23 protein-coding genes are annotated in these 24,090 nt (G+C 73.2%); 8 read left to right on the forward strand and 15 right to left on the reverse strand.

Annotated elements, in window-relative coordinates; genetic code table 11:
- Positions 1 to 15: 15 nt before the first annotated feature.
- The 3 genes from AC060L_RS25300 to AC060L_RS25310 form a co-directional block, all read right to left on the reverse strand.
- The gene (locus tag AC060L_RS25300; protein ID WP_483801201.1) at positions 16 to 726 is read right to left on the reverse strand and encodes an RICIN domain-containing protein; all 711 of its coding nucleotides are present in this window, start codon (positions 724 to 726) and stop codon (positions 16 to 18) included.
- A gap of 242 nt (positions 727 to 968) precedes the next feature.
- On the reverse strand, positions 969 to 2,336 hold the full coding sequence (locus AC060L_RS25305) for a sensor histidine kinase (RefSeq protein WP_483801202.1): 1,368 nt from the start codon (positions 2,334 to 2,336) through the stop codon (positions 969 to 971).
- Positions 2,333 to 3,103, reverse strand: a complete 771-nt coding sequence (locus tag AC060L_RS25310) for a response regulator transcription factor (protein WP_483801203.1) — start codon at positions 3,101 to 3,103, stop codon at positions 2,333 to 2,335. The genes AC060L_RS25305 and AC060L_RS25310 overlap by 4 nt, the downstream gene beginning before the upstream one ends.
- A gap of 267 nt (positions 3,104 to 3,370) precedes the next feature.
- On the opposite strand from AC060L_RS25310, the gene AC060L_RS25315 reads away from it, so the two are divergent.
- Together AC060L_RS25315 and AC060L_RS25320 are read left to right on the forward strand one after the other, a co-directional pair.
- A complete protein-coding gene (locus tag AC060L_RS25315; RefSeq protein WP_483801204.1) occupies positions 3,371 to 3,646 on the forward strand; it encodes a hypothetical protein in 276 nt (91 codons plus the stop codon).
- 60 nt (positions 3,647 to 3,706) lie between these two features.
- On the forward strand, positions 3,707 to 4,249 hold the full coding sequence (locus AC060L_RS25320; RefSeq protein ID WP_483801205.1) for a Rieske (2Fe-2S) protein: 543 nt from the start codon (positions 3,707 to 3,709) through the stop codon (positions 4,247 to 4,249).
- A gap of 14 nt (positions 4,250 to 4,263) precedes the next feature.
- On the opposite strand, the gene AC060L_RS25325 is transcribed toward AC060L_RS25320, so the two are convergent.
- Positions 4,264 to 6,642 (reverse strand): HelD family protein, encoded by a 2,379-nt coding sequence (locus AC060L_RS25325; RefSeq protein ID WP_483801206.1) that lies wholly within the window; start codon positions 6,640 to 6,642, stop codon positions 4,264 to 4,266.
- Between the two features lie 117 nt (positions 6,643 to 6,759).
- On the opposite strand from AC060L_RS25325, the gene purB reads away from it, so the two are divergent.
- Positions 6,760 to 8,190 carry an adenylosuccinate lyase gene (gene purB, locus AC060L_RS25330; protein WP_483801207.1) on the forward strand — a complete coding sequence of 477 codons (1,431 nt, stop codon included), beginning with the start codon at positions 6,760 to 6,762 and terminating at the stop codon, positions 8,188 to 8,190.
- 187 nt (positions 8,191 to 8,377) lie between these two features.
- On the opposite strand, the gene AC060L_RS25335 is transcribed toward purB, so the two are convergent.
- Both AC060L_RS25335 and AC060L_RS25340 read right to left on the reverse strand, forming a co-directional pair.
- Positions 8,378 to 9,874 carry an MFS transporter gene (locus tag AC060L_RS25335; RefSeq protein WP_483801208.1) on the reverse strand — a complete coding sequence of 499 codons (1,497 nt, stop codon included), beginning with the start codon at positions 9,872 to 9,874 and terminating at the stop codon, positions 8,378 to 8,380.
- Between the two features lie 67 nt (positions 9,875 to 9,941).
- Positions 9,942 to 11,498 carry an MFS transporter gene (locus tag AC060L_RS25340; protein ID WP_483801209.1) on the reverse strand — a complete coding sequence of 519 codons (1,557 nt, stop codon included), beginning with the start codon at positions 11,496 to 11,498 and terminating at the stop codon, positions 9,942 to 9,944.
- Between the two features lie 62 nt (positions 11,499 to 11,560).
- Between AC060L_RS25340 and AC060L_RS25345 the strand changes: the two genes are divergently transcribed.
- Both AC060L_RS25345 and AC060L_RS25350 read left to right on the forward strand, forming a co-directional pair.
- Positions 11,561 to 12,517 carry a helix-turn-helix transcriptional regulator gene (locus AC060L_RS25345; protein WP_483801210.1) on the forward strand — a complete coding sequence of 319 codons (957 nt, stop codon included), beginning with the start codon at positions 11,561 to 11,563 and terminating at the stop codon, positions 12,515 to 12,517.
- A gap of 162 nt (positions 12,518 to 12,679) precedes the next feature.
- A complete protein-coding gene (locus AC060L_RS25350) occupies positions 12,680 to 13,444 on the forward strand; it encodes a VOC family protein (protein WP_483801211.1) in 765 nt (254 codons plus the stop codon).
- An 80-nt stretch (positions 13,445 to 13,524) separates the two neighbouring features.
- Here the strand turns inward: AC060L_RS25350 and AC060L_RS25355 are convergent, their stop codons facing one another.
- From AC060L_RS25355 to AC060L_RS25370, 4 genes are all read right to left on the reverse strand, one after another.
- The gene (locus tag AC060L_RS25355; protein WP_483801212.1) at positions 13,525 to 14,061 is read right to left on the reverse strand and encodes a MarR family winged helix-turn-helix transcriptional regulator; all 537 of its coding nucleotides are present in this window, start codon (positions 14,059 to 14,061) and stop codon (positions 13,525 to 13,527) included.
- Between the two features lie 110 nt (positions 14,062 to 14,171).
- A complete protein-coding gene (locus tag AC060L_RS25360) occupies positions 14,172 to 14,822 on the reverse strand; it encodes an NAD(P)-dependent oxidoreductase (protein WP_483801213.1) in 651 nt (216 codons plus the stop codon).
- A gap of 274 nt (positions 14,823 to 15,096) precedes the next feature.
- On the reverse strand, positions 15,097 to 15,402 hold the full coding sequence (locus tag AC060L_RS25365; RefSeq protein WP_483801214.1) for a DUF4193 domain-containing protein: 306 nt from the start codon (positions 15,400 to 15,402) through the stop codon (positions 15,097 to 15,099).
- Between the two features lie 633 nt (positions 15,403 to 16,035).
- Entirely contained in the window at positions 16,036 to 17,577 is a 1,542-nt protein-coding gene (locus AC060L_RS25370) for an ATP-dependent DNA ligase (protein ID WP_483801215.1), read from the reverse strand.
- Between the two features lie 111 nt (positions 17,578 to 17,688).
- Here AC060L_RS25370 and argJ point away from each other — a divergent pair, with 111 nt between their 5' ends.
- From argJ to AC060L_RS25385, 3 genes are all read left to right on the forward strand, one after another.
- Positions 17,689 to 18,843 carry a bifunctional glutamate N-acetyltransferase/amino-acid acetyltransferase ArgJ gene (gene argJ, locus AC060L_RS25375; protein ID WP_483801279.1) on the forward strand — a complete coding sequence of 385 codons (1,155 nt, stop codon included), beginning with the start codon at positions 17,689 to 17,691 and terminating at the stop codon, positions 18,841 to 18,843.
- Positions 18,844 to 18,945: 102 nt separating this feature from the next.
- A complete protein-coding gene (locus AC060L_RS25380) occupies positions 18,946 to 19,206 on the forward strand; it encodes a DUF2277 family protein (protein WP_483801216.1) in 261 nt (86 codons plus the stop codon).
- Positions 19,207 to 19,245: 39 nt separating this feature from the next.
- A complete protein-coding gene (locus AC060L_RS25385) occupies positions 19,246 to 19,881 on the forward strand; it encodes a TIGR03086 family metal-binding protein (RefSeq protein ID WP_483801217.1) in 636 nt (211 codons plus the stop codon).
- Positions 19,882 to 20,003: 122 nt separating this feature from the next.
- Here the strand turns inward: AC060L_RS25385 and AC060L_RS25390 are convergent, their stop codons facing one another.
- The 5 genes from AC060L_RS25390 to AC060L_RS25410 all read right to left on the reverse strand — a co-directional run bounded on the left by AC060L_RS25390 (position 20,004) and on the right by AC060L_RS25410 (position 24,016).
- Positions 20,004 to 21,038, reverse strand: a complete 1,035-nt coding sequence (locus tag AC060L_RS25390) for an LAETG motif-containing sortase-dependent surface protein (RefSeq protein WP_483801218.1) — start codon at positions 21,036 to 21,038, stop codon at positions 20,004 to 20,006.
- Positions 21,039 to 21,430: 392 nt separating this feature from the next.
- On the reverse strand, positions 21,431 to 21,712 hold the full coding sequence (locus AC060L_RS25395) for a DUF6158 family protein (protein ID WP_483801219.1): 282 nt from the start codon (positions 21,710 to 21,712) through the stop codon (positions 21,431 to 21,433).
- Positions 21,713 to 21,749: 37 nt separating this feature from the next.
- Positions 21,750 to 22,412, reverse strand: a complete 663-nt coding sequence (locus AC060L_RS25400) for a hemerythrin domain-containing protein (protein WP_483801220.1) — start codon at positions 22,410 to 22,412, stop codon at positions 21,750 to 21,752.
- 105 nt (positions 22,413 to 22,517) lie between these two features.
- Positions 22,518 to 22,763 carry a DUF3040 domain-containing protein gene (locus AC060L_RS25405; RefSeq protein ID WP_483801221.1) on the reverse strand — a complete coding sequence of 82 codons (246 nt, stop codon included), beginning with the start codon at positions 22,761 to 22,763 and terminating at the stop codon, positions 22,518 to 22,520.
- A 173-nt stretch (positions 22,764 to 22,936) separates the two neighbouring features.
- Positions 22,937 to 24,016 (reverse strand): ATP-dependent DNA ligase, encoded by a 1,080-nt coding sequence (locus AC060L_RS25410; protein WP_483801222.1) that lies wholly within the window; start codon positions 24,014 to 24,016, stop codon positions 22,937 to 22,939.
- Positions 24,017 to 24,090 lie beyond the last annotated feature (74 nt).

Raw genomic sequence — 24,090 nt, forward strand, 5'->3', positions numbered from 1 at the left:
CTCAGGGAGCGGCGATCAGCCCAGGGTGAAGAGGAAGCTCGCGGAGTCGTCGTGCTCGGGCTGCCGGACGAGGGGCGAGCCTGGCTGGGGTGGCGTGGTGGGTGACCAGTCCTGTGGGCCGAGCAGGTGGGCCGGGTGGTCGCTCGCCCCGAGGGTCGGCGCGAACCAGATGCGGAAGGTGCCCGGCGTCGGGCCCGGGACGAACGTCCACAGCTGTTCGGCGCGGTCCCGGCCGGTGCGACAGGGGCGGAGGGTGACCGCGACCGGGTCGGCGCCTGCTGTGGCGCTGCCTGCCGCGCCGCCGTCGAGGCAGCTGCCGACGGCCGTGTTGCGGAGTTGGTAGGTGTCTTCGCCGGCGGGCAGCCGGTCCCAGTGCTGGAGGTCGTCGCCGGTGCAGCTCTGGAGTTGCGGCCGGGCGTCGGTGTCGTCGGTGCCATCAGTGCCGTCGGTGCTGTCGCTGCTGATGGTGGCGCTCGCGCAGAGGCTCGAGCTGCTGTTGACGAGCCGGACGGCGGCGGCTGATGCCGCCGGGACCGGCGCGGGCAGACTCTCGATGGGTGGGGGGTGGCTGCCGGCCGCGTTCACCGTCTCCAGGGCCACTCCGGCGAGCGCCAGCGCCACCAGTGCACCGCCCGTTGCGACGGCGGAGTGGGCCAGCGCTCGCCGGCCGGTGCGCGGCACCCGGCGCGGCCGGAGCCGGCGAACCCGGGGCGCCGATTCCGACATCACTTCTCCTCTGCGAATCGCTCCGGTCGGCGCAGTGGAAATGCGTGCAGCGGAGATCGGCGAAGTGAAGCGCCGACCCTTGGGAGGGCCGGACCCATCATGTCAGGACCATATCAGCGGCTGAGGTGATGAATGCTCAGAGAATCAGATGACAGAATGTCAGTAAGCGTTTCTGGGTGAATTCTTATCGCATCATGAGCATATGGCTGATCGAATGTGACATTGCGCTGGTCGAGGGCGCACTATTCTGCGGCCCGGCGGCGCCGGTGACGCCAAGGCCTGCGGCGGCCGCGCCGTGAATCCGCGGCCAGTCCGAGGTCGACCTCCACCCGCGCGCCGCCCGACTCGCTGCGCAGGATCCGGAGCCGTCCCCTGGTCGATTCCGCCGCGCTGCGGGCGATGTCGAGACCGAGGCCGGTGGATCCGCGCGTACTGGCGCCACGGGCCAGCGCACCGGCCGGGTCCTCGATGCCCGGTCCGCCGTCCTCGACGACCAGCAGGACGCTCTGCGCCGTCCGCTGCACGCTCACGGCGAAGCCCGTCCCGTCCGGTGTGTGCCGGAAGACGTTGCCGACGAGCGCGTCCACCACCGCGGCCAGGTCGTCCGCCGTCAGCCGGACCGGGGTCGGTTCGTCGGTCGCCTCGAACACGCAGGTGCGACCCTGTTGTTCGGCCAGCACCGACCAGAAGCCCACCCGGTGCCTGGCCAGTTCGGACACCTGGCACAGCGCGCCGTCCTTGCTGCTGTCGCCGTGGCCATCGCTGTGGTTCTTGCCGGACAGCGGCGTCCGGGCCGTGACGATGATCGAGTCCAGCTCGGATTCCAGGTGCTCGATCGCCGCCGCCATTCGAGGCGCGCCCGGCACCGGGCCGATCTGCTCGGCGGCGAGCCGCAGAGCGGTCAGCGGAGTGCGCAGCCGGTGCGACAGGTCGGCGATCAACTCACGCTCGCTGGAGAGGAGTTGTTTGAAGCGGTTGGCCATCACGTTGAATGCCAGACCGGCCTCGTAAAGCTCCACCGGCCCGGCCGGCTCCACCCGGACGTCCAGGTCGCCGGCGCCCAGCGCAGCCGAGGCCCGGGAGAGCCGCCCGGCGGCGCGCACCACCCGGGCGCCGAGGCGGTCGGCCACCACGACCGAGCCGAGCACCAGCGCCGCGGCCAGCAGCGACAGCACGGTCCAGGCCCTGGTCACGCCGCGATCCAGCTCGGCCTGCGGCACGAACTCCTCGATGACGGCCACCTGGTCCGGTGCCAGCACCACGGGCGCCAGATAGACCCAGCCACCGGTCACCCCGCCGGTCACCGGCTGCCGGCCCTGCTGCGCACGGCCGAGCTGGGCGGCGGAGGCGTGCGTGGCGCCGATCGCCCCGCTGCCCGGCAGGTGGACGCAGAGCCGGTCCGCCGAGTCGGTGCGGCTCACGGCCTGCGAGAGTGCGGTCAGATCGGTGGAGAGCGCGACCAGCGGTACCACCGCCGAGGCCCGCTGCTCCGCCGTGAGTGTCGCCTGGGTGTGCACCTGGGTGCGGACCAGCAGTGCGAGCGGGACCAGGAACGCGACGGCCACGATGGCGGTCGCCACCAGGGCCACCATCGCGAGAGTGGACCTCACCGGGGCGACACCAGCTTCACCCCGACCCCCCTGACCGTGTGCAGATAGCGCGGGTGCGTCGCCCGCTCGCCCAACTTGCGGCGCAGGCAGGACAGATGCACGTCCACGGTCTGCTCGTCCACGTACGGCAGGCGCCACACCTCGGCCAGCAGCCGTTGTTTGGATACGACCTGTCCGAGGTGCCGGGCCAGGAACTCCAGCAGGTCGAACTCCCGCCGGGTCAGCACCACTTCCCGGCTGCCGAGGTGGACGGTGCGGGCCGCCGGATCGATCCGCAGGTCGCCGGCGACGATCGGCTGCCGACTCGCGGCCGGCCTGCCGCCCGGTGTACTGCCGCTTGCCGAGCTGCCACCCGGTGAGCTGCCGCCCGGCCCGGCGCCGGCCGCCTCGGGCAGCCCGCTCTGCGCGCCGCAGCGGCGCAGCACGGCGGACAGCCGGGCCACGAGCTGGCCGCCGGAGAACGGTTTCACCAGGTAGTCGTCCGCGCCGGCGTTGAGCAGCTTGATGACCTCCGCGTCGTCATCGCGGGCGGTGGCCACCACGACCGGGACCTGGGAGAGGCCGCGGATCATCCGCAGCGCGTCGGTGCCGTCCAGGTCGGGCAGGCCCAGGTCGAGCACGACGGCGTCCGGCTGCCAGCGGGTGATCTCGCGCAGTGCGCCGAAGCCGTCGGGGGAGCTGCGGACCAGCAGGCCGTGACCGGTGAGGATCTCTATCAGCGCGGTGCGGATCGTGGGGTCGTCTTCGACGACGAGGACGGACGTCATGGCGGACACCGTAGCCGAGCCGCCGAGTCGGTCGGTCATATCGCCAAGCGGCTTTGCCGTAAGCCTTGTTCGCCGTGTATGCGCACGATCGGGGTGCAGCTCGGAACCTGCGGGCAGCCTTAGCGGTTCCGCAAATTTCCCGGTGCGGGGTGTTCCACGGCTGCGCTGCAACCTAGGCTCGGGTTCGCCTGGCAGCTTCCGCTGGCTGGCAACTGGCTTTGCATGGATGGCATTTCACGCGTGGGCCCGAGACCGGGGAGTGAGTCCGTGGATGATCCGGTGGGTGATCCGATCGCGCTGTTGTTGCCCGATGGCGCCGAACTCGGCTTCGTCATCACGGGGTTGGCGGCGCGGATGCGGCGTCCGGTCAGCCGGGCGGGCGTTGGCGCCGGTGCGGACGGTCCGGCGATCTTTCCGGGCCGGGTCGCGCCGGCCGAAGCCCTCCGCCCCGCCCTCGCCGCCACCGGGCGGCCGGCCGGGCCCGGACCGGGGCCGGCGCAGGACGCGCCGGCGGCCCGGCAGCTGACGGCCCCGCCCGGGTGAGCCGCCGACCGGCGCTCGACTGATCCGCTGCCCCCAGACCTTCACCAGAGAGCGAGCACCATGTCCGAGAACTCCGCTACCTCGCCGACCGCTACCTCGCCGACCGCCACCTCCCTGGCCGTCGCCGACGCCCGGCCGGCCGTGGCCGGCCGCCGCGCCCTGCTCTGCGGTGCGGGCGGCGCGGCCGCGCTGGCGCTGTGCGGCTGCTCGTCCTCCGCGGCGAAGCAGGCCGGCGCCGCGAGCACACCCACCTCGGGAGGCGCGGCCACGGCCACTACTGCGGCCGCCGGTTCGGGCAGCAGTTCGGGTAGCGGCACCGTGCTCGGCAAGGCGGCCGACGTCCCGGTCGGGGGTGGCGTGGTCTTCGCCGACGCCAAGGTCGTCGTCACGCAGCCGCAGGCCGGCCAGTACAAGGCGTTCAGCGCCGTCTGCACGCACCGCGGCTGCACGGTCGGTTCGGTCGCCGGCGGGCTGATCAAGTGCCCCTGCCACGGCAGCGCCTTCAAGGCCGACGACGGCTCGGTCGCGAACGGCCCCGCCGCCACCCCGCTCCCGCCGGTCACCGTTCAGGTCCAGAACGGCAACCTGGTCACCGGTAGCTGACTGCCGAACGTCGGCTACCCGTTCAGGGCGCGCAGCATCGCGGGCAACGGTTCGTGGTGGACCACGGTCAGCCGCCGGGTGGCCCGGGTGAGCGCGACGTAGAGGTCCTGGCCGCCGCGCGGCGATTGGGCCAGCATCCCGTGCGGGTCGGCGACGATCACGGCGTCGAACTCAAGTCCCTTGCAGCCGGCGGCGGTCAGCACCTCGGTCGCGCCGAGCACCCCGCCGGAGAGCTCGGCGTGACGGGCGTCGGGGACCACCACGCCGAGCCGGTCCGGCTCCGCGGCGACCAGTCCGGCCAGGCAGGCGGCGTACCCGTCGGCGGTGGTCGTCACCGCACGCGGGCGCTCCGCGCCGGCGCGGACCGAGGTCGGCGCCTGCTGTCCGGGCGCGGTGGCGGCGAGCACGTCGGTGGCGACCGCCATGATCTCCGCAGGCGTCCGGTAGCTGACGGTCAGCCACTCCTCGCGGCGGCGGCCGGCCGTGTACGGGTCGAGCATCTCGGCCCAGGACCGGGCACCCGCCGGGTTGCCGGTCTGCGCGAGGTCGCCGACGACGGTGAGTGAGCGGGTCGGGATCCGGCGCATCACCATCCGCCAGGCCATCGCGGAGAGCTCCTGGGCCTCGTCCACGACCACGTGCCCGTACACCCACTCCCGGTCGGCGCCGGCCCGCTCGGCGGTGGTACGGCCAGGGCCTTCGTCGGCCCAGCGCCCGGCGAGCGCGGTGGCGTCGAGTCCGGGCAGGGCGTCGTGCTGACCGGTGATCGTGAGCACCCCGCCCGCGTACTGCCGGTCGGCTGCCCGCGCCCGCTCGGCCGCCCGCAGCCCGGCGCGCTCGGCGGCCTCGTCCGGCGAGCCGAGCAGCTCGGCGGCTTCGTCGAGCAACGGCACGTCGTCGACCGCCCAGGGGGTACCGGCCGGGCGCAGCAGGGACGACAGGTCGTCGGCGCCGCTGTGCCCGTCGCTGCCGTCGCTGCTGTTGGTGGTGGCGTCGGTGGTGGCATCGGCGGCCCAGCGGAGCAGCACCGGGTCGCTGAGCAGCCGGTCGATCAGCTGCTGCGGTGTCAGCAGCGGCCACAGCTCGTCCAGTGCGGTTCGGACGCTCGGCAGTGCCCAGAGCTCACGCGGGCCGTAGTGCAGCTCGGCCGGAGTCAGTGGAGCGTCGAGCAACCGGGCCTGCTCGCGGACCAGCAGGTCGAGCAGCGTGCCGAGGAAGAACCCGCGGGCCCGGTTGTGCGGCAGCCGCAGCCCTCGCGCGGCGGCCCGCGCTTCGGCGCAGACCTGACGGGGCAACCGCAGCGTGAGCCCGTCGGCGTCCAGCAGCAGGTCGGTGCCGAGCTCGCCGCCGAAAGCTCCGTCCGCATCCCAGCCCGGTAGGCGCTGGTGGTCGGCGACCGCGCGCGCCACCACCTCGGCCATCCGGAGGCTGCCCTTGAGCACCGCGGCCGCCGGCCCGTCCACCGCGGTGGCCGCGACGCCGGGGAAGAGCTCGCCGACGCTGCGCAGCACCACGTCGGTCTCGCCGAGCGCGGGGAGCACCTGGTCGATGTACCGCAGGAAGGTCGGGTTCGGCCCGACCAGCAGCACCCCGCGGCGCGCCAGCACCGATCGGTGGGTGTAGAGCAGGTAGGCGGCGCGGTGCAGTGCGGCCACGGTCTTTCCGGTGCTGGGGCCGCCCTGGACGACGAGGGTGCCCGGCAGGCCGGCGCGGATCACCCGGTCCTGCTCGGCCTGGATGGTGGCGACGACCTCGCCCATCCGGCCGGTCCGGCCCGCGCGCAGAGCCGCGAGCAGCGCGGCCTCGCCGACCACCGAGCCGAGCGCCGGGTCGATCGCCGGGCCGGGCGTTGATCCCGCCGGCGATGCGGCAGGCGATCCGGTCGGCGCGCCCGCCAACTGGTCCGGGGTGAAGACCTCGTCGTCCAGCCCGGTGACCCGGCGGCCCCGGGTGAAGAGATGGCGGCGGCGCAGCAGGCCGGCCGGGTCGGCGAAGGTGGCGGTGTAGAACGGCCTGGCGGCCGGGGCCCGCCAGTCGATCAGCAGCGGTTGGTGCTCCTCGTCCCGAAGGCCGATCCGGCCGAGGTAGCCGGTGCTCCCGTCGCGGTGGTCGATCCGGCCGAAGCAGAGGCCGCGTTCGACCCCGTCCAGCGTTGCCAGTAACTGCTCCTGCCGGCGCACCGTCAGTTCGCGCTCCAGCCGGGCCTGGTGGGTGCCACCGGGCCCGGCCTCGGCGCGGACTGCGTTGCGTGCGGTGCCGGCCTGGGTCCGCTGGGCGTCCAGGTACGCGTAGCAGAGGTCCAGCCTGGCCTGTTCGGCGGCCAGCTCGGCGGCGAGGTGATCCGCGTCGGCCGGCCCGGTCTGGCCGTCGACAGGGCGTTGACGAGAGTCCATTGGCGTGCTATCCTGGCGGTGAAGAAGGTTTAGGGTCATAAGAAAACGCCAGGAAACCATCAGCTTAACCCACCTCGTCGCGGGCTGCGCTGACCTCGGCTGTTAACCTTGCGAAGCGTGAGCGCGAAGCCCCAGATCCCCAATGTCCTGGCCTCCCGGTACGCCTCGGCGACCCTGGCCCAGCTCTGGTCCCCCGAGCACAAGGTGGTCCTCGAACGCCACCTGTGGCTCGCCGTCCTCAAGGCTCAGCAGGACCTCGGGATCGAGGTCCCCGCTACCGCCGTCGCCGACTACGAGCGGGTCGTCGACCAGGTTGACCTGGCCTCCATCGCCCGCCGTGAGCGGGTCACCCGGCATGACGTGAAGGCCCGTATCGAGGAGTTCAGCGAGCTCGCCGGGCACGAGCAGATCCACAAGGGGATGACCTCCCGGGATCTGACCGAGAACGTCGAGCAGCTGCAGATCAAGCAGTCCCTGGAGCACGTGCGGGACCGTACGGTCGCCGTCCTGGTCCGGCTCGGCCGGCTGTCGGCCGAGCACGCCGAGCAGGTGATGGCCGGGCGCTCGCACAACGTCGCCGCGCAGGCCACCACGCTCGGCAAGCGCTTCGCCAGCATCGCCGACGAGCTGCTGGTCGCGTTCGCGCGGCTGGAGGAGCTGATCGCCCGCTACCCGCTGCGCGGGATCAAGGGCCCGGTCGGCACCGCGCAGGACATGCTCGACCTGCTCGGCGGCGACGCCGAGAAGCTCGCCGAGCTCGAGCGGCGGGTGGCCGGCCACCTCGGCTTCGACAACGTGCTCACCAGCGTCGGCCAGGTTTACCCGCGCAGCCTTGACTTCGAGGTGCTGACCGCGCTCGTCCAGCTGTCCGCGGCGCCGTCCAGCCTGGCCAAGACGATCCGCCTGATGGCCGGGCACGAGCTGGTGACCGAGGGCTTCAAGGAGGGCCAGGTCGGCTCCTCGGCGATGCCGCACAAGATGAACACGCGCTCCTGCGAGCGGGTCAACGGCCTCGCGGTGATCCTGCGCGGCTACGCCTCGATGACCGCCGAGCTGGCCGGCGACCAGTGGAACGAGGGCGACGTCTCCTGCTCGGTGGTCCGCCGGGTCGCGCTGCCGGACGCGTTCTTCGCGTTCGACGGCCTGCTGGAGACCTTCCTGACGGTGCTCGACGAGTTCGGCGCCTTCCCGGCCGTGATCGAGGCCGAGCTGGACCGCTACCTGCCGTTCCTGGCCACCACCAAGGTGCTGATGGGCGCGGTGCGCGCGGGCGTCGGCCGCGAGGCGGGCCACGAGATCATCAAGGAGCACGCGGTCGCCTCGGCGCTCGCGATGCGCGGTGGCGCCCGGCAGAACGAGCTGCTGGACCGGCTCGCCGCCGACGAGCGGATGCCGCTGGACCGGGCCGCGCTGGACGCGCTGCTCGCCGACCGGCTCTCCTTCACCGGTGCGGCCGGTGCCCAGGTGGCCGAGGTGGTCCGCCGGATCGAGGCCGTCGCGGCCGCGCACCCGGAGGCCGCGAAGTACGCTCCGGGGGACATCCTCTGAGGTAGGCGCCGGTGGTGGTTGGACGGCTGACGTCTGACCGGTAACGGATGGCCGCTGACGGATAGCGGATAGCGGATAGCGGATAACGGATAACAGATGACGGCTGACAGATTTTGATATCTGTCAGCCGTCATCTGTTATCCGCCGTCGGTCAGCGGTCAGCGGTCATCTGTCAGGCGGTCATCTGTCAGGCGGTGGACCCCGGGCACTCGTGGCCAGGGTCCACCGGAGGTGCCGTGGTGCCGCAGTACCAGGTGCTGTCCGGTTCGACGACGCGCTCCGATTCGGCCGCCGGCTGCGCGGGCCGTCCCGGCACGGTGGCCAGCGCGAGCAGCCCGGAGCCCGCGAGCAGCCCGGCGCAGATCAGTGCGGCGGTGTGGAAGGCCGAGTTCACCGCGTGCGGCACCCGGTACTCCTCGCCGCTCAGGCCGGTCAGCAGCGGCAGCGCCGCGACCGCCAGCAGGCCGGCGGCGCGCGCGGCGGCGTTGTTCACCCCGCTGGCGATGCCGGCCCGGCGCACGTCCACGGCGGCCAGCACGGTCGCGGTCAGCGGCGCGACCAGCGCGGTCAGCCCGATCCCGAAGACGATCGCGGCGGGCAGCACGTCCGTCCAGTACGAGGCGTGCGGACCGATCCGCAGCATCAGCAGCACCCCGGCGGCGGCGATCAGCGGGCCGGCGGTCAGCGGTAGCCGGGGCCCGATCCGGGTCGCCAGCCGGCCGGACCGGGCTGAAAAGAGCAGCATCAGCAGCGTGACCGGTGCGAACGCGATGCCGGCCACCAGCGGGGTGAACCCGGCCACGGTCTGCAACTGGACCTGGAGGAAGAAGAAGACCCCGCCCAGCGCGCCGTAGACGCCGAGCGTCACCACGTTGATCGCGCTGAAGAGCCGCGAGTCGAAGAGCTCCAGCGGCAGCATCGGCCGCGCGGCGCGCCGTTCGACGGCCACGAATGCGACGCCCAGCAGAATGCCCGCTACCGCCGACACCCAGACCGCCGCCGTCACCTTCTCGCCCGCGGCCGTCAGCGCGTAGGTGATCCCGGCCAGCGAGAGCGCGGCCAGCACCGCACCGGGGACGTCGAACCGGCCGCCGGCCTGCTCGTCGCGGCTCTCCGGCACGTGCCGCAGGGTCAGCGCCGCGACCAGCACGGCGACCGGCAGGTTGATCACGAAGATCCACCGCCAGCCGGGTCCGCTGACCAGCCAGCCGCCGAGGAACGGCCCGACGGCCGTGGCGACCCCGCCGAGCCCCGACCAGGCGCCGACCGCCGCCGAGCGGTCGTCGGGGTGGAAGGTCGCCTGGAGCAGCGCCAGTGAGCCGGGGGTCAGCAGCGCGCCGCCGATGCCCTGGAGCGCGCGGGCCGCGATGAGCACCTCGACCGAGGGCGCGATCGCGCAGAGTCCGGAGGCGGCGGCGAACCAGCAGACGCCGATCACGAAGACCCGGCGCCGCCCGTACCGGTCGCCGAGCGAGCCGCCGAGCAGGATCAGGCCGGCCAGCGTGAGCAGGTACGCGTTGACGGTCCACTGCAGCGCCGCCAGCGAGGCGCCGAGGTCGGCGCCGATGTGCGGCAGCGCGACGTTCACCACGGTGCCGTCCAGCATCGCCATGCCCGACCCGAGCGCGGCGGCCAGTACCACCCAGCGACCCTGGGCGCTCTTCAACCTCAGCTGACTCTCCATGAGCCCTGATCCTGCGCGACGGCACTGCCGCACCGCCACCGCCGCGCCGGGCTCGGGAATGTGACGTTCAGTCGGCGATCGGCGCGTCGCCGGCCGGTGCGTCGATGGAGGGTGCCGCACTGCGGCGCGGCAGCGCGAACATCAGCACGAAGACCGCCCCGAGCCCGCCGGCCAGCCACCACATCGCGTGCGCGAACGCGTGCGTGAAGACCACCGCGACGGCCTGCGCGGGCGAGGCACCGTCCACCACACCGAAGAAGACCACCGAGACCAGCGCCAGACCGAGCGCGTTGCCCAGCTGCTGAGTGGTGTTGATCAGACCGGACGCCGAGCCCGCGTGCTCGCGCGGCACCTCGGCGAGCACCGCGTCGGTCAGCGGCGCCACGATCAGGCCCATCCCCGCGCCCATCACCACGAGCGGCAGCGCCATCTGCCACGGGTGGATCGCCGAGCCGTACCGCTCGGCCTCCCCGAGGTAGAGCAGCACGCCGAGCGCCATCACCAGCGCCCCGGCCTGCAGCACCCGGCGCCCGAAGCGCGGCACCAGCACGCCGACCGAGACTCCGGCCGCCGCCGAGACCGCGATCGAGAACGGTATCCCCGTGGTGCCGGCCCGCAGCGGGCTCCAGCCGAGGCCCAGCTGCATGTAGAGCGTCCAGACCAGGAAGAAGATGCCGCAGACGACGCCGAAGGTCAGCTGCACCGCGATGCCGGCCGCGAAGCTGCGCACCCGGAAGAGCGAGAGCTCGACCAGCGGTGACCCGTCCCGCCGGCTCTTCAGCCGCTCGTAGCCGACGAACAGCGCCAGCACCGGCAGGCTCGCGCCCATCGAGACGAACCCCCAGAGCGGCCAGCCGGCCTCCCGTCCCTGGGTCAGCGGGTAGAGCAGCATCAGCAGGCCGACGGCGGCCAGCAGCATGCCGACCAGGTCGAGGCGGAGCGTCTGCTCGGCGCGCGACTCGGTGATGAAGCGCCGGCCGAGCAGCAGGGCCGCGATGCCGACCGGCAGGTTGATCAGGAAGATCGGCCGCCACTCCAGGCCGCCCAGGTTCCACTCGGTCAACAGCGCGCCCAGCAGCGGCCCGCTCACCGCTCCCAGCCCGATCATCGCGCCGAACAGGCCGAAGACCTTGCCCCGCTCCTCGGCCGGGAAGGTCGCGTGGATGATCGAGAGCACCTGCGGCACCATCAGTGCCGCCGTGCCGCCCTGCAACAGCCGGGTCGCGACCAGCATCGCCGGATCGGAGGCAAGCCCGCAGAGCGCGGACGCGACGGTGAAGCCGCCGATCCCGATCAGGAAGATCCGCTTGCGGCCGTAGATGTCGCCGAGCCTGCCGCCGGTGATCAGGCCGATCGCGAACGCGAGTGCGTACCCCGCCGTGACCCACTGGACCGCGCTGAACGAGGCGCCGAGGTCGCGCTGGATGCTGGGGACCGCGATGTTGACGATGGTCACGTCGACCAGGTCCATGAAGGAGGCGGTCATCACGATCGCGAGCGCGATCCAGCGGCGACGGTCACCGGCCGTCCGGCGGTCGGGGGCGATCGGACTCGAGCTCGTACTTGGGTTCGCAGTGGGGCTCGGGGTCTGACTGTGGGGTTCGGTGGTCGCGCTTGTGGTCATGGATCGACTGTAGGGAGGATTTAGGTCGGATTCCGTCCCAGTTCTCCGGCATTCTGAATGCCATGACCGACACCCCGGCCCGGCTGCTGACCCTGCTCTCGCTGCTCCAGACCCCACGCGAGTGGCCGGGCAGCGAGCTGGCCGACCGGCTCGGCGTGAGCCCGCGGACGATCCGCCGCGACATCGAACGGCTGCGCGAACTCGGCTACCCCGTGCAGGCGACGATGGGCTCGATCGGCGGCTACCGGCTGGCCGCCGGCAAGGCGATGCCGCCGCTGCTGCTCGACGACGAGGAGGCGGTCGCGATCGCGGTCGGCCTGCGGACGGCGGCGGCGAGCGCGGTCAGCGGCATCGAGGAGGCCTCGGTACGGGCGCTGGCCAAGCTCGAACAGGTGCTGCCGGCGCGGCTGCGCCGCCGGGTCGTGGCGCTGAAGACGGCCACCGTGCCGCTGCCCGGCGCCGAGCCGGGCGTCGACCCTGAGCTGCTCGCCGTGCTCGCCACGGCGGTCGCCGGCCGGGAGAAGCTGCGGTTCGGCTACCGCGCCGGGGACGGCGCCGAGACCCGTCGGCTGGTCGAACCGCACCGGCTGGTCGCCACCGGGCGCCGCTGGTACCTGGTCGCCTTCGACAACGACCGGGACGACTGGCGGATCTTCCGGGTCGACCGGCTGGCCCACCCGCAGCCGACCGGCGTCCGGACGCCGCCGCGCGAGCTGCCCGCCGCCGACGCGGGCGCGTACGTGGCGGAGAAGCTGCGCGGACACGCCCAGGCGTACCGCGCGGTGGTGCTGCTCCAGCTGCCGCTCGCGGAGGCGACCAGGCGGCTCGCCGGTGCGCCGGTCGAGCTGGAGGCGGTGGACGCGACCAGCTGCCGGCTGCGCAGCCCGGCCGACACGCTGGAGTGGCTGGCGTTCCGGCTGCTTGCGTTCGGCTGCGACTTCCGGGTCGAGGAGCCGGTCGAGCTCGTCGACCACCTGCGGGAGCTGGGCGCCCGGATCGCCCGGTCGAGTGCGGGGTAGCGCAGCGGCAGAGGGCGCAGCGCAGCGGCAGGGGGCGCAGCGCAGCGCAGCGGCCCGGGGCGGCTCCGGGTGGGTGAAAACGGTGCCCGGCCGGTGAGCTGCCCGGCGTGGCGGGCGGGCCGCGCCTAGAGTGCCGAACGTCTTCGACCGAGGGAGTGGCACGTGAAGATCACCAGCCTGGTCACCGGCGCACCGTGCTGGGTGGAGCTCGGCAGCTCGGACCCGGAGGCCGCGAAGGGCTTCTACAGCGGGCTCTTCGGCTGGCGCGCCGAGACCGACCCGCGCCCGGAGGCGGCCGGCTACACCTTGTGCTTCGCCGGCGATGCCCGAGTGGCCTCGGTGACCCCGCTCTACGGCCCGGAGCAGCACACCGCCTGGACCGTCTCCTTCTCGGTCACCGACGCGGACGCGATGGCGGCCGCCGCCACCGAGGCCCGCGGCACCCAGGTGGTGGCGCCGATGGAGGCGCTGGACATGTGCCGGTTCGCGGTGCTCGCCGACCCGACCGGTGCGATCTTCGGGATCTGGCAGGCCCGCTCGATGGCCGGCACGGACCTGCTCAACGAACCCGGTTCGCTCGGCTGGGTCGAGCTGCTGACCCGCGATCCGGTCGGCTCGGTCGCGTACTACACCGAGGTCTTCGGCTGGAGCGTGACGGCCGGCGGCCCGTACACGCAGTTCGGCGTCCACGGCGCGGACTTCGGCGGGATGCTGGTGATGGACGAGCAGTTTCCGGCCGAGGTCCCGCCGCACTGGCTGCCGTACTTCTCGGTCACCGACGTGGACGCCACGGTGGCGGGGGCGACCGAGGCCGGTGCGAAGGCGCTGATGGCACCGATGGACCTGCCGGGCGGGCGGCGGATCGCCGTCCTGCAGGACCCGCAGGGCGCGCCGTTCGGGGTGTACGCGGCGCCGCCCGAGGCCTGACCGGGGCCTCACCCGGATCGACAGGTCGCTGACCGGCCGTCAGCGGGCCTGGGTGTCAGGGGCGGTGGCCAGCGTGACGGTCAGCCCCGGTGGGGGAGCGCCGTCTGGGCGCGCCGGCCGAGCTGGTCCAGGGCGGCGACCATGGCCGCCGCCTGCGGGCCGCCCAGCGTGCCGAGGGCCAGCCGGTCCGCCTCCCGGACGTGCACCGCGGCGGCGGCGAGCAGCGTCTGCCCGCCCTGGTCGGTCATCCGGACCAGCTGGACCCGGCGGTCGTCCGGGGACGGACTCCGGGTCACCAGGCCGGCCGCCACCATCCGGTCGATCAGCCGGGTCGCGCCGCCGCTGGTGAGCACCAGGCCGTCGGAGAGCCGGCTCATCGGGGTGCCGTCGGGCTGCGCGGCCAGGATCAGCAGCACTTCGAACATCGAGTGGCTGATCCCCGCCTCGCGCTGGATCGCGCCGCCCAGCACCCGCTCGACCAGTGCGGCGGTGTTGAGCAGCACGCCGACCGACCGGATCCGCGGATCGGCCACCACCTGCGCGGCGCTGCGCGGTGCGCCGGTGCGCTGTCCCGGGGTGTCCTGTCCGGGATCGATGTCCTGCTCGGGATCGTCCACCGTCCGGCCCTCCTCCGTGGCCTGCCGCCGTCCGTCCGCGCAACGCCGGGTGCTCCGGCCGTAATCCCGTCGCCGTGATCCTTAGCTCGGTATCCGGCGGTATCCGGCGGTCAGTATCCGACGGTGAAGCGCTCGCCGATGTGCGCGGGCTTCTCGATCTCGTCGATCATGGCGACCGCGTAGTCCTCCGCCGAGATGTGGCTGCTGCCGTCGGGGCCGGCCACCACCTCGTCCAGCGCGGTGCGGTAGGTCCCGGTCCGCTCGCCGGGTGCGATCATCGCGGCCGGGCTGAGGTTGGTCCAGCGGACGTCGCTGACCGTGCGGTAGAAGTCGAGCGCGTCGCCGTGCGCGTGCATGATCTGCAGCAGGAACTCCGGCAGGCCGGGTGAGTCCCAGACCTGCTTGCCGTCGGGCGTGCGGAGCGAGCCGGCGCCGCCGATCGCGATCAGTCGCGGGGCCTTGTCGCCGAGCGCGCGCAGGCCGGCCACCAGGGACTTCGCGGCGGGCTCGATGGTGGCGACGTGGCCCGGGCCGCCCCCACCGCCGACGCAGCTGACCAGGACGTCCTGCCCGGCCGCGGCGGCGGCCACCGACTCGGGGTCGAGCACCTCGCCGATGACAACCGTCAGGTTCGGGTGGCTCGCGGGCGCCTTCGCGGGGTCGCGGACCACCGCGGTGACCTGGTGCCCGCGGTCCAGCGCCTCGCGGACGATCCGGGAGCCGAGGGTGCCGGAGGCGCCGAAGACAGCGATCTTGGACATGGTGGTACTCCTCTGCCGGGGTGTGCGTCTGCCGGGGTGTCCGTCGTGGTGCGTTGCCTGTCCTGTCCCAACGCTATCTGAGCAGTCAGATATTTCCCGGTAGGCCGGCTGCGCCATCCGGATCAGCACACCCTGGGTCAGTTCCCCTCCACGGCGGCCGAGTTCGGCCCGAGCCTCGCTCGAGTCGCACCCGAGTCGCGCCCGGGCCCGAGCCGCGCCCGAGCCCGGACCCGTCGCGGGTCGGGGCCAGGGCGTCAGCGCGTCAGGGCGTACGTCAGGCGGTGCCGGCGCAGTCGCGGCAGATCGGCTGGCCGTTCTTGTCCTCGCCGGCCAGCTGGGTGCGGTGGTGCACCAGGAAGCAGGTCATGCAGGTGAACTCGTCCTGCTGGAGCGGCACGACCCGGACGGTGAGTTCCTCGCCCGACAGGTCGGCGCCCGGGAGCTCGATCCCTTCGACCGCCTCGGCGTCGAGGTCGACCGCCGAGCCCTGCTTGTCGTCGCGTCGGCCCTTCAGCTCCTCGATGCTCTCGTCGGTCGTGTCGTCGCTGGTGTTGCGCGGGGCGTCGTAGTCGGTTGCCACGGTTCTGCCTTCTCGTCGGTCGGTAAGTCGGTAGGACGGTACATCGGTACGTCGGTCTGTCTATCGGTCGGCCCGCCGGTCGGCCGGTCAGTCTGTCGCTCTGTCAGCCGGACGGTGGGCCGGCCGGGTCGATCGGCCGACCGGATCGCGGCGGGGATCGGGGATCTGTGCCAGCTTGCCCTGTCGGCGCGGTGTCGGCAGTGCGCATCCGGGTGACGGTGACGGGGAGCCGCGAAATTCCCCGGGGCCGCCGGTCAGTCGGCCGCCTCGGCGGCGGCGGTGCGGCGGGCCGCCATCGGCATCCGGCTCTCGGAGCGCAGCGCTGCGCAGGTCACGGCGTCACCCCGGGGCCCGGATCGACCGGGTGTGCCGTGCGCAACGGGAGGACGACCATGCCGACGGCGGGATCGAGGTACTCGGTCGGTGCGTCCGGCATGTTGTCGTTTCTTCTCCTGGATGGTCCTGCAAAAGTTACATCGGAGCAGGTCGCAAAGCCAATGGCAAGATCGATTGCCGGGATTCGCCGCCCCTGCCCCGTTTTCTGCCGCCGGATCGTTATCACGGCGTCACCGTACGCAGTCGTGGTCACCGTCCGCTGAGCGCCGGCCCGGCTCGGTTGGGGGCGGGCCCGGCTCAGTCGCCGCGCAGCAGCGCCTGGACCGCCTCGACCGTGTCCGCCTCGTCGGCCGGCTTCTCCTCGCGGTAGCGCAGCACCCGGGCGAAGCGCAGCGTGACACCGGCGGGGTAGCGGGTGGAGCTCTGCACGCCGTCGAAGGCGATCTCGACGACCAGCTCGGGCCGCACCACGACACCCCACGGCTCGTGGCTGACGGCCAGCTCCTGCAGCCGCTCGGTCTGCCAGGCGAGCAGCTGGTCGGTCATCCCCTTGAAGGTCTTGCCGAGCATCGCGAAGCCGCCGTCCGGCTGCCGCGCGCCCAGGTGCAGGTTGGAGAGCAGCCCGGCCCGGCGGCCGTGGCCCCACTCGCAGGCCAGTACGACGAGGTCGAGCGTGTGCACCGGCTTGACCTTCAGCCAGGACGTGCCGCGCCGGCCCGCCGTGTACGGGGCGTCCAGCGCCTTCACGACCACGCCCTCCTGTCCGCGCTCCAGTGCCCGTGCGCCGAACTCGACTGCCTCCCGCCGGGCGACCGGATCCGCCGGTTCGGCGGCGACGAAGCGGCGCACCCGCAGCGGCTCCGGTACCAGCCGGGCCAGCATGGCGTGCCGCTGCTCGGTCGGCAGGTCCAGCAGGTCGCGCCCGTCCAGCGCGAGCAGATCGAAGAAGACGGGGGAGAGGGGCAGCTCGGCGCGGGCCCCCGGGACGTTCAGCCGGGAGCCGACCCGGCCGGCGATCCGCTGGAACGAGCGCGGCCGGCCCTCGTGGTCGAGTGCGATCACCTCGCCGTCCAGCACCGCCTGGTCGGCGGGCAGTGCCAGGACCACCGCGACCACCTCCGGCATCCGCTCGGTGATCTCGTCCAGCGTGCGGGTGTAGACCCGCACGCTCGGGCCGTCGCGGTGCACCTGGATCCGGATGCCGTCCAGCTTCTCCTCCACCGCACACGGGCCGAGCCGGTCCAGTGCCTCCTCGACGCCGGCGGCGGTGTGCGCGAGCATCGGCAGCACCGGCCGGCCCACCGTCAGCCGGAAGTCCGCCAGGGCGGCCGGCCCGCCGGTCAGCAGCGCTTCGGCGACCGCGCCGAGCGTGCCGCCGAGCATCACCGCCCGGCGCACCTCCTCGGGCCGGGCGTCCGTGGCCGCCGCCAGGCCGTCGATGGCGAGTGCGTCGAGCGCGCCCTGGCGGACCTCGCCACCGATCAGCCGGATCAGGAACTCCTGCTCCGGCGCGGTCGCGGCGGCGAGCAGCGCGCCGAGCCGCTCGCGCCGCTCGGCCTGCGCGCCGGGGCCGGCGACGGTGGCCAGTTCGCCGAGCGCGGTGTGCACCTGGTGGACCGTCAGCGAGGGCTCGGCGGCGGGCGGAACCGGGGCGCTGAGCGTGCTCCAGCCGATGCCGATTCGCCGCTGCGGCAGCCGGCCGGCCAGGTAGGTGATCACGACGGCCGCCTCGGCCGGCTCGGTGGCCCGGAACAGTTCGGCGAGCAGTGCGGTCTTGCGCGAGCGCGCGGAGGTCGCGGCGACCTCGCGGGATGTCCGGGCGACCTCGGCCAGCAGCATGCCTCCATGCTCGGCCCGGGCGGTGCCACGCGCAGCCCGGGGCATGGGCAGCGAGGCAACGCACTGATACTGTATGCGCTCAACGGTATATGTATTCAGGGGGTTGGTGTGATGGATCTGCTGATGCCGCGCGGTTTCCGGTCCTACACGGCGAACATGGGGCTCAAGGACGACGCGGACGATTTCGCGCTGGTCGTCTCCGACGGTCCGGCCGTCTCGGCCGCCGTCTTCACCCGCTCACGGTTCGCCGGGCCGAGTGTTGTGCTCAGCCGGGCGGATGCCGGGCGGCAGGATGCCCGGGGCATGGTGGTGATCTCCCGAAACGCCAATGTGGCGACGGGGCGTGAGGGTGCCCGGCACGCCGAGGAGATCCGCCGGCTGGCCGCCGAGAAGGCCGGCGTGGCGTCCGAGCAGCTGGTGATCGGCTCGACCGGCGTGATCGGGCGTCCGTACCCGATCGAGTCGATCAGGGCCGGCATCGCGGGGATTCCCGCGCCGCTGGCAGCGGCCGACTTCGGGGCGGCGGCCGCCGCGATCATGACCACTGACACCCGCCCGAAGTCGGTCCGGCTGCGCTGCGGCCCGGCCGTGGTGGTCGGCATCGCGAAGGGGGTCGGGATGATCGAGCCGAACATGGCCACGCTGCTGACCTTCTTCTTCACCGACGCCGAGCTGCCGGCCGCCGAACTCGACGCCGTCTTCCGGCGGGTGACCGACCGCACCTTCAACGCGCTCAGCATCGACACCGACACCTCGACCAGTGACACGGCCGCGGTCTTCGCCAACGGGCAGGCCGGTCCCGTCGATCCGGTCGAGTTCGAAGAGGTGCTCTACCAGGCCGCGTTGGCCCTGGTCCGGGACATCGCCTCGGACGGCGAAGGGGCATCGAAGCTGATCGAGGTGCGGGTCACCGGCGCACGGGATGCGGCCCAGGCGAAGCGGGTCGGCAAGGCGGTGGTCAACTCGCCGCTGGTGAAGACCTCCGTGCACGGCGCCGACCCCAACTGGGGCCGGGTGGCGATGGCGATCGGCAAGCTGGACGACGACGCCGACCTCGATCCGGCGAAGATCGCCATCCGGTACGGCGAGTTGGCGATGTTCCCGGAGAAGCTGAGCGAGCAGCGGCTGGCCGAAGCGCGCCGCTACCTGTCCGGGGACGAGGTGCTGATCGCGATCGATCTCGGTCTGGGGGATGCGGAGTTCACCGTCTACGGGTGTGATCTGACGCCTGGCTACGTGGAGTTGAACTCGGGCTACACGACCTGAGGCCGGCGATCGGGTGGCGTGCGTGCCTGTGCGTGCCTGTGCGTTCCTGTCCGTGCCCGAGCGGGTGCGGGCGGTGGCCGGCGGTGGGTGCAGACTTGGAGCATGTGCCGAAGCATCAAGACCCTCCGCCCGCCCGTGACGCCCGAGGTGACCGAGGACGACGTCCACGCGGCGGCGCTGCAGTACGTCCGCAAGGTCTCGGGGTTCCGGGCCCCCGCCGCGCACAACCGGCTGGTCTTCGAGCAGGCGGTGGCCGCCGTCGCGGCGGCCACCGCGGAGCTGCTGGCCGGCCTGGAGGTCCGCGGCGGGGGCGGCGGCCGCGCCCCCGCCGCAGCCACCGACGTGCGGGAAGCCGCCCGTTGATCAGGCGGGATCGGTCGGATACCACCTAAAATCACAGACATGACCGCGGCCACCGATCCGCTGACCCTGCTCGTTCGCGCGCTCGACCAGACGACGAACGCCATCGTCGCCGTCCGGCCCGAGCAGACCGCGCTGCCGACGCCGTGCCGTTCGTGGGACGTCGCGACGCTGCTCGACCACCTGGTGGACGACCTGGACAAGTTCGCCGTCCGCGCGGCGGGCGGCGTGCCGGACTGGGCGGCCACTCCGGCGCCGGCCGGGCCCGACTGGGCGTCCCGGTTCGAGGCCGGCGGCGTCGAGCTGCTCGCGGCCTGGCGCGCGGCCGGCTACGCGGACCCGGCCGGGCCCCCGGCGGGCCGGTCCGCGACAGCCCACTCCGCAGCGGGCCATTCCGCGACAGCCCACTCCCCGGTGGAGCAGGAGTTGGCCGAGCTCGCCATGCACACCTGGGACCTGTCCGTCGCCACCGGCCAGTCGGCCGAGCTGGACGAGGAGCTCGCGCGCGTCGCGCTCGGCTGGGCGCAGCATGCCCTGCGACCGGAGTTCCGCGGCGAGGAGGCGAGTGGCAAGGTCTTCGGCCCCGAGGTCGCGGTGTCGCCGAACGCCACCGCTCAGCAGCGGCTCGCGGGCTTCTTCGGCCGGGATCCGCAGGCCTGGGAGTCGCGCGCAGGGTAGTCGGGCGCGGGGTGGTCAGGCCCGAGGCAGTCGGGCCGGGACGTGCGGACGCCCGCGGTCTCCGGCCGGGTGGCCGGGGACCGCGGGCGTCCGTTGGGCCTGCTGCGGCCCGGGGTACTGCGTCAGCCGCGCGAGGTGCGACGACGACGGCTGAAGAACACGCCGCCGATGCCGAGCGCGAGCAGCGCGGCGCCGCCCACGGCGGTGCCGATCATCTGACCGCCATCGCTACCCGTGAACGCCAGGCTGGTCGCCGGCTTGGTCGAGACCGGCTGGACGGCGGGGGTGCCCATCGGCGCGCTGGTGTCGACCGCGGTGGCCGCCGACGGGGTCGCCGAGCCGGTGACCGTCACGCCGGCGGTGGACGCCGAAGCGCTGGCCGAGGCGGACGGCTTGGCCGACATCGACGTCGAGGCCGAGGCGGAGGCCGAGACCGAAGCCGAGGCGGAGACCGACGCCGACGGCGTGGGCTTGCCGGTCGGGGTGCCCGACGGGGCGGCCGGGCCGCTCGCCGAGGTGCTCGGCGCGGGGGCGGTGGCCGAGGCGCTGGCCGACGGACCCGAGGTGGCGCTGGCGCTGGCGCTCGGGCTGACCGGCGGCACCGGGATGACCGGCGGAGTCGGCGGGCCCGGCGGGACGGGGATGCAGGGCGCACCGCCGTTCCACGCCGTGATCAGGTTGTGCGGGAAGACGGCGTTCGGGTAGTGCGGCGACGGGTGCTCCGCGTCGCTGCCGTCGAACTTCGTGTCGCCGTTGTACAGGTCGATCTGACCGAAGCACTTGGGCAGCTCGGCGCTGACGTCCAGCGTCGCCTGGCTGTGCTTCTTGTTCAGCGTCGTGGTCGCCCAGCCGAGGAAGGTCTGGGTGCCCGAGGTCGCCCAGGACGGGCCCTGGGTCTCGTACGAGGCCAGCGAGACCTTGTAGTCGCAGCCGTCCTGGACATCGCCGTCGAGGCGGACCTGGAAGGTGCCGTGGACGTCGGGGAGGCGCCCGCTCTTGATCCAGGTCTCGCCACCGTCGACGGAGAACGAGATCTGAGCGCGGTCGCAGACGCCGCGGTCTTCGGCGTGCGCGGCGCCTGCGGTGACAAGCGGCGTGGCCACGGCTATGCCGAGCGCCGCCAGGGCCGGAAGGGTCCGGCGCAGAGGGTAGTGCACTGAGGTAGCTCCCTGAGACATAGGTGCACAGTGATGTGGGGCTCACCGCTCCCGGCCGGGTCGCACCCGACCGGATCTTGAGCATGTTGAGAGCGGTGACGGTACACGACGGGAGGCCACCCCGTGGCGCCCGGGGCAGGGGCTCGGTCGGGCGGGACATGAGTCAGCGTCAGGGGTGGGTACGAGTCAGTTGAGGATGGGTCAGACCGGTGCAGATCGGGCGCCCAAAAATGGGCATCACGGGCGGATCGTCAGGGAACGAACCGTCCGTGATGCGTGGTCGGGGGGTGCCGGCGGGGCCGGAGCGGCCGCCGTGGGTGGCTGCTGTGCACTTGCTGTGCGGTTGCTGGGGGATTGCTGGAGGTTGCTGGTCGGGGCGCCTGGTCGGGGCGCTACTGAGGGGTCGCCTCGATGCGCGCGGCGGTCTCCCGGGCGCGGGCGCCGGAGCGGGTGCGCCCGGCGGTGACCAGCCGGGTCGGGAAGCGGCGCAGGTACTCCGCCTCCAGCTCGGCGGTGCGCTCGGTGTGGTGCCGGAGCGCTTCGTCGGAGCCGTACAGGAACGTCTCGTGACGGGTGCGGTGGAGCTGCTCCAGCTCGTGCAGCAGTCGCTCGCCGAGCAGGTCTGCGGCGGCGACGCCGTCGGCTGCGCCGTCCGGGGTGGCGGGGGATCGCATGGCGGTGCCTCCTCGCTGCAGTGCCGCTGTGCGCCGGCTACTGCGATCGGGTGACGGGATGGTCAGGGGCGGGATGGTCGGGTGCGGGACGGTCGGTGGGCGGGTGCTCGCCGGCGGGGGCCTGGGGGATCTCAGGCGTTTCGGGGGCGCTGGGGGCAGGGGTATCGGCAGGCGCAGGCGCAGGGGCATCGGCGTCGGCAGGGGCCGGCGCGGGCGCAGGGGCGTCGGGGGCCGGTTCGGGGCGGTGGCGTGGCGCGGTCTCGCGGACCGCGAGCAGCCGGGCGCCGATCTCCTGGAGCTCCCGGCGGTTGAACGAGGCCCGCAGCAGTGGGAACCAGTCCCGCTCCTCCTGCTCGCTCTGCCGGACGGCTGCGCTGATCAGTGCGGTGACCTGGGCGTCGAAGTCCGGGTCGGTCGGGGAGCGGGCGGTCAGGTCCTCGCAGAGCCGGTCGAGCAGGGCGTGCGACCGGAAGCCGCTCACCACCTCGTGCGCCGGGTCCTGGACCATCGCGCTGACCTGCGGATACAGCACCTCGTCGACGAGGTACGAGTGAACGGTCAGGTCGTGCACGATGTGCTCGGCGAGCTCGCCGCGGACGGCTGCGTCTGCGCTGCCGGCGGCGGCGGCCTGGTAGTCGCGGAAGAGCCTGCGCAGTTCCTTGTGGTCCTGCTTCAGCAGCACGATCGCGTCACTGGACATCCGCTCTCACCTTCTCGGCCCCGCGTGTGTCCCCTGAAACGATGGTGCCAAACGGAGCCGAGGAGTGCGCTTCCAAGCCTGCTCCGGCTGGTCTGACGACGGGCTTCAGGGCAGCGGGATCCGGCCGCGGACCAGCTCGTGCCAGAGCCTGCGCAGCCGGGTGGGGCCGCCGGCCGGCTCGCGCAGGCCGGCGCCGTCGATATCTCGCCCGGCCGCCAGTGCGGCGGCCGCGGCGACTCGCTCGCGGCTGCGCTGCCACTGGCTGAATCTGCGGGCCAGGACCGGATCCTCGGCTGCCAGCCGCGCCTCGATCCGCCGGGCCTCGCGCTCTTCCTGCCGTGAGAGGACCATGATCCTCGACCTTTCGGTGACCGCCCCCCGCTTGCACTGCCCCCTGCTTGTACGGGCCCCTGCTTGTACGGGCCCCGGCTTGTACTGGCCCCCCGGTTGCGCCGGCCCCCGGTTTCACCCCCGCGCACGGGTGGTTCGGAGCCGGAGCGGATGCGGCTGGGTCTCTCGGGCACTCAGCGCTCGGGAGAACCCGGACCGCCCAGCAGTTCGGCCAGGTCGTAACCGACCGGCTCCTCCAACTGGGCGTAGTCGCAACTCTCCGGGGACCGGTCCGGGCGCCACCGCTGGAAGCGCGTGGTGTGGCGGAACCTGGTCCCTTCCATGTGATCGTACGCGACCTCGCAGACGAGCTCAGGGCGGAGCGCGATCCATTGCGCATCCTTGCCGCCGCTCCACCGGCTCGGCGCGCCGGGCATCCGGCTCGCCTCGTGCGCGGACTCCTCGGTCCAGGCCGCCCACGGGTGCGCGGCCGCATCGGTCATCCGCAACGGCGCGAGCTGGTCGGTCAGCTCGGCCCGTCTGGCCGCGGTGAAGGACGAGCAGACCCCGACGTGCTGCAGCACGCCCGCCGCGTCGTGCAGGCCGAGCAGCAGCGAGCCGACGCCCTGCCCGTCCTTGTGCACCCGGTAGCCCGCCACCACGCAGTCGGCGGTCCGGCCGTGCTTGATCTTGAACATCGAGCGGACGCCCGGCCGGTACGGCTCGTCCAGCGGCTTGGCGATGATCCCGTCCACCCCGGCGCCCTCGAACTGGGTGAACCAGCGCTCGGCGACCGCCCGGTCGGTGGTCGCGGGCGCGATGTGCACCCGGGGCCCGGCCTCGGCGAGTGCCCAGACCAGCACCGAGCGTCGCTCGACGAGCGGCAGGTCGGCGAGCGCCCGGTCGCCGAGCGCGAGCAGGTCGAACGCGACGAAGCTCGCCGGGCTCTCGACGGCGAGCCTTCGCACCCGGGAGGCCGCCGGGTGGATCCGCTCCTGGAGCTCCTCGAAGTGCAGCCGCCCGCCGTGCGCCAGCACGATCTCGCCGTCCAGCACGCAGCGCTCGGGCAGCTCGGCGCGCAGCGCGTCCAGCAGTTCGGGGAAGTACCGGGCGAGCGACTTGCCGGTGCGGCTGGCGATCTCCACCTCCTCGCCGTCGCGGAAGACGATCGCGCGGAACCCGTCCCACTTGGCCTCGTACTGCATGCCCTCGGGGATCGCGGTCACCGCCTTGGCCAGCATCGGCTCGACCGGCGGCATCACGGGAAGCTCCATGCCTCTGATGGTGCGTCACCCCGCCCGGCCGCGCACGGCGTGCCCCGGCCACCGCACCGGCCTAGCGTTGGGAC

The sequence above is a fragment of the Kitasatospora sp. NEAU-69 genome, from assembly GCF_057158765.1.